The organism is Kitasatospora sp. NPDC059088, from assembly GCF_042738155.1.
In the GTDB taxonomy this organism is placed as follows: Bacteria; Actinomycetota; Actinomycetes; order Streptomycetales; family Streptomycetaceae; genus Kitasatospora.
Map to the genome: position 1 here is coordinate 8,210 of NZ_JBHYGR010000212.1, position 3,483 is coordinate 11,692.

At 77.3% G+C, this 3,483-nt stretch carries 3 protein-coding genes and 1 pseudogene; 2 read left to right on the forward strand and 2 right to left on the reverse strand.

From position 1 onward, the window contains the following. Positions 1-108 precede the first annotated feature (108 nt). On the reverse strand, positions 109-1,590 hold the full coding sequence (locus tag ACFWXO_RS43485; RefSeq protein WP_380532325.1) for an FAD-dependent monooxygenase: 1,482 nt from the start codon (positions 1,588-1,590) through the stop codon (positions 109-111). Between the two features lie 158 nt (positions 1,591-1,748). Between ACFWXO_RS43485 and ACFWXO_RS43490 the strand changes: the two genes are divergently transcribed. Beyond that, positions 1,749-2,741, forward strand: coding sequence for an Lrp/AsnC family transcriptional regulator (locus tag ACFWXO_RS43490; RefSeq protein ID WP_380532328.1), 993 nt, complete (start codon positions 1,749-1,751; stop codon positions 2,739-2,741). On the opposite strand, the gene ACFWXO_RS43495 is transcribed toward ACFWXO_RS43490, so the two are convergent. Continuing rightward, positions 2,716-2,946, reverse strand: coding sequence for a hypothetical protein (locus tag ACFWXO_RS43495; protein ID WP_380532331.1), 231 nt, complete (start codon positions 2,944-2,946; stop codon positions 2,716-2,718). The two genes, ACFWXO_RS43490 and ACFWXO_RS43495, sit on opposite strands and share 26 nt — an antisense overlap. 310 nt (positions 2,947-3,256) lie before the next feature. Between ACFWXO_RS43495 and ACFWXO_RS43500 the strand changes: the two are divergent. Next, positions 3,257-3,483 (forward strand): annotated as a pseudogene (locus tag ACFWXO_RS43500) (RNA polymerase subunit sigma); the annotation flags it as partial.

Here is a 3,483-nt window from a genome sequence, read left to right on the forward strand (position 1 = left end):
CGGCCCCCCGGGGGCCCCCCCCCGGCGCCCCCCGCCCCCCACCTCGACCCCGGGGGCCCCCCGGCCCGCCGGGGCCGGGGCGGGGCCCGCTACGAGACTGACGGTGCGTCAGGCCACCTGGCGCGGGGCACCGAACCAGCGGATCAGGGACGGCCGGAGGGTTTCCGGGGTGCCCACCCAGCAAACGTGGCCGTCCGGACGGATCAGCATCGGTTCGACGCGGGCTCCCCCGTCGAACCGGTCCACCCGGTCCACCCGGTCGGACCAGGGGGCGAGGGCCTCGGCGAGGGCGCCCTGCGGGTCGAGCAGCACGCCCCGGCCGGAGCGCAGGAGTTGGTGCAGCCGCACCGGGCCGAGGTCGGCGTCCGGCACCGGCCCGCCGAGCAGCGGGTGGGGGCCGGTGTCCGGCATCGGGTAGCGGGTGGCCGTTCCGGACATCACCTCGCTCAGCCGGCGGTGGACCTCCGGCAGGGCGATCAGCTCGGTGAAGAGGTCCCGGGTGGCCAGCACGTCCGGGTCGCGGCTGCCCGCCCAGTCCATCAGCAGGCCCTGCGCCTGGACGTTGCGCAGCACGGTCGTCCCGGTCAGGTGGCGTTCGGTGTGGTAGCTGTCGAGCAGGCCCTCCGGTGCCCAGCCCCGGACCGCGGCGCCGAGCTTCCAGCCGAGGTTGAAGGCGTCCTGCATCCCCCCGTTCATGCCCTGGGCGCCGAGCGGGAGGTGGACGTGGGCCGCGTCGCCGGCCAGGAACACCCTCCCGTGCCGGTACCGGGCGACCTGCCGGGCCGCGTCGGTGATGCGGCGGGCGTGGCACAGTTCGAGCAGCTGCACCCGCTCGCCGAACACGGCCCGCAGCCCCTCGCGGATCTCCTCCTCGGTGATCGGGACGTCCCTGGGCAGCGAGCGGCCCGGCCCGCCCATGGCGAGGCGGCGCAGCGGGCGGCCCCGGTCGTCGGTGCCGAGCGGGAAGATCCCCGTCCAGTGGCCGTCCGGGCCGCGGTGGTGGGTGGGCAGACCGTCGGCGCCGCTCAGCCGGACGTCCGCGGCGATCGTGGTCACGGTGCCTGCCCGGCCCGGGAATTCGGCCTTGAGCAGGGACCGTACGGTGCTGTGGCCGCCGTCGGCGGCGACCAGGTGGCGGGCCCGGAGCACCCGGCCGCCGGCGAAGGTCGCGGTGACGGCCTCCTCGTCCTGGGCGAGGGCGACCAGTTCGTGGTCGCGCCGGACCGTGAGGCCCTGCCCGGCGAGGTGCTCCTCCAGGAAGGCCTCCAGCACGACCTGGGGGACGGAGCGCCAGGGCCGGCGCGGGCGGAACGCGCCCGGCCCGGGGTCGTCGGCGGGGGCGTCCGGCAGCGGGATGCCCGCGAAGTGGCTCCCGCCGACCGGGTGGTCCCCGCCGGCCAGCAGCGGGTCCAGCAGGCCGCGCTGGTCGAGCAGTTCCAGGGTGCGGGTCTGCACGCCGCCCGCCCTGGAGAGGGTGCTGCGCCCGGGCAGGCGGTCGACGAGTACGGTCGACACGCCCGCCAGCAGCAGTTCGTTGGCCGCCGTCAGGCCGGTCGGGCCGGCTCCGACGACGAGTACCTCGGTGTCCACGGTGCTTCTCCTCGGGTTCCTCGGACGGTTCCGCCCGGCGCGTCCTCCCGCGACCGGCCGGGTTCCGTCGACGGGGTCAACGCTCGCTCCACCAAGGGCCGTTGGCCCAGTGACCGGCGCGATGGTGACGGAATCCGACACCCGCTACCCTCGGCACGGTGGAATCCGACTACGACGAGCTGGACCGCCGCCTCGTCCACGCCCTGCAGATCGACGGCCGGGCCCCGTTCAGCACCATCGCCGCCGCCCTCGGGGTGTCGGACCGCACCGTCGCCCGCCGGTACGCCAGGCTGCGCTCGACCGGCGCGGTACGGGTGCTCGGCGGGGTCGACCCGCTCGCGCTGGGCGCCGAACTGTGGCTGCTGCGGGTGCGCTGCGCGCCCGCCGCGGCGGGCGCGGTCGCCGAGGCGCTGGCCCGCCGCCCCGACACCTCCTGGGTCAGCCTGACCTCCGGCGGCACCGAGATCACCTGCACCGTCCGGGCCGAGACCGAGGCCGACAGCGAGGCCCTGCTGCTGGCCCGGCTCCCCCGCACCCCGCGGGTGGAGGGGGTGAGCGCGCACTCGGTGCTGCACTCCTTCTACGGCGGCCCGGACAGCCTCATCGCCAAGCTCGGGCCGCTGGACGGAGCCACCGTCGCGGCCCTGAGCCCGCCCGCGTCGGCCGCATCGCCCGCACCGCCCGCGCCGGCCCACCCGCGCGGAGCGGTGCGGCTGGACGACGGCGACCGCCGGCTCCTCGCCGCCCTCGAAACGGACGGCCGGGCCGGGTTCGAGGAGCTCGCCGCCGCCACCGGCTGGTCACCCACGACCGTCCGGCGCCGGATGGCGGAGCTGCGCGAACGCGGGGTGCTCTACCTGGACATCGACTGCGACCCGCACCTGCTCGGTGTCGGCACCCGCACCCTGCTGTGGATCTCGGTCGCTCCCCCGTACCTGGAGGAGGCGGGCCGGGCGCTGGCCGGGCACCCGGAGGTCGCCTTCGCCTGCGCCACCACCGGGCCGACCAATCTGTACGCCACCGTGGTGTGCGCGGACCGGCGCGCGCTGTACCGCTACCTGACCACCAGGGTGGCCGCGCTCCCGGCGGTCGGCCACGTCGAGACGGCGCCGTCGATCAGGACCGTCAAGCAGGCCGCGAACCGGAGGTAGCGCCCGGCCCGGCGGCCGGCGGCAGCGCCAGGTGGCTCAGCTCCGCGGACAGCCGGCGCAGCGTCGGTTCGTCCGCGACGGCCTCCAGCACCGCCAGCAGCACGTCCACGGCGGCGCCGTCGCCCTCGGCGACAGCGCGCACGATCCGCGCCACCAGGTCGTCGCGGCGACCGTCGGGGGGCCTTGCGAGGCGGGTGGGAGCCATGGTGGGAAGCCTCCGCTCATACCGAAGGGGCGTCTCGCGGGCCGGCCCGGTGCCGGGCGGACCGCCTTCCGCCCAGGGATTCGTCGCCCGCTCCCGGACGGATTGGGCGCGTCCCCGATGGATCGGGGCGGCTCCGCCGCGCCGGGGCGATCCCGGACCAATCCGGCGCGCCGCCCGCACCGAAGAGCGGGTGTCAGCCGTACTGTCCACCCGGCCGGGCTCCACTCCGGCCACGACCCGGGAGGCCCGTCATGCCCGCCCTCCGCCCGTGCGGCCCGCCGCCCACCCGCCGTACCGCAGGAGCGGCCGGATGAGCGCCGTCGTGCACCTGTCCGGGCCGGCCCTGCCCGGCCCGAACCTGCGGGAACTCGTCGCCCGGGTCGCCCGGGGCGACCAGGACGCCTTCTCCCGCCTGTACGACGCGGTGGCCGGCCCGGTGCTGGGCCTGGTGGGCCGGGGGCAGCGGGCCCCCGCGCACTCCGCGGAGGTGGCCCCGGAGGTGGTGCTGGGGGTGTGGCGCCCCGCCGCCCCCAACCG

What these genes read in the sequence shown, in the direction of transcription:
- ACFWXO_RS43495 (WP_380532331.1), bottom strand. Translation starts at nt 2,946, where the DNA reads ATGGCTCCCACCCGCCTCGCAAGGCCCCCCGACGGTCGCCGCGACGAC.